This window comes from Ruixingdingia sedimenti (assembly GCF_031432425.1).
Lineage (GTDB): Bacteria > Pseudomonadota > Alphaproteobacteria > Rhodobacterales > Rhodobacteraceae > Ruixingdingia > Ruixingdingia sedimenti.
In genome coordinates this window covers 1-1,002 of record NZ_JAVKPH010000118.1, presented here as the reverse complement: position 1 = coordinate 1,002, position 1,002 = coordinate 1, and the positions used below count along the sequence as shown (strand labels likewise).

The window sequence follows — 1,002 nt, the reverse complement described above, 5'->3', positions numbered from 1 at the left end:
CATCATCAGTGAACATGAGCGAGTTCGGACTCTCGAAGCCGAAGGAGGTCGCGCCGGGGTTGCGGCTCCAGCCTGTCGGAAGCGTCCAGGCGGCGGGGTCGGCCATCTCACCGTCGGGGACGATATTGCTGAAGTCGCTGATGGCGAGCTTCGAGGCGAGGATCGAACCAGCTTGGATCTTGTCGGCCGAGACGGCACCGGCGGCGATCTTGGAGGCCACGACCGCGCCATCGACGATCAGTTCTCCCGAGGCCATCCGACGAAGATACAAACCTCCAAAGGAGGCGTTGCCATTGGAGTTATCCCGCGACCCCCAAACCCGGACCTCACCAAACTTCGCGTCCGTGGGGGGCACAATCACCTGCTGCTTGGTTGCAAAGCCAGTGCCGATCCCCATGGAGACGCTGGTGTAGTTATTCGGGGTGGTTAGTGCCTCTCCGGCGGCGTTATACCAATAGATCCGCACCGGCAGTTGATAGGTGATGCCGGCTTCGGCAAAGGTCTGGACGTGAAACAAATAGGATGCGCCTGCCTCAACCGGAAACCGCTGCGAAATGACCGCCCCGATCCAACCCGCTCCCGATGTATAGGTCCACTGGATCCGGCCCGGGCTGTTGAAGGGGCTGCCGGCGGCATTGGCATTAAGTGTAAAGTTGGTCGGGATCGTCCAGGCTGCTGCCTCCGTCATCTCTGAACCAGGGATGAGGTTGGTAAAATCCGCGATCGTCAGCTTCGAGGCGAGGATGGAGCCGGCCTGCAGGTGGATGGCGCCGATGGCCCCGGCCGCGATCTTGTTCGCGATCACGCTATCCGCAGCCAGTTTGTCCGCAACGACGGTACCGTCGACGAGGACATCACCACCGAAGAAGGCAGCCAGTAGGGCCCATGAACCTCCGGTGGTGCGCACCCGGGTCTGCGACCAGTTTGCGGCGTTGTTGTAGAGCGTTACCACGTCCCCAGCCCGAGGCGATCCTCCCCCGGCATCAGAGATGGCGGTATTCG

Annotated in this window: 1 protein-coding gene; it reads right to left on the bottom strand. The window is 61.8% G+C overall.

All coding sequences use genetic code 11. The features are described 5' to 3' along the window. Window positions 1-952 (bottom strand): hypothetical protein (locus RGD00_RS23370; protein WP_310459625.1); only part of this gene is annotated, 952 nt, incomplete at its 3' end. Window positions 953-1,002 lie beyond the last annotated feature (50 nt).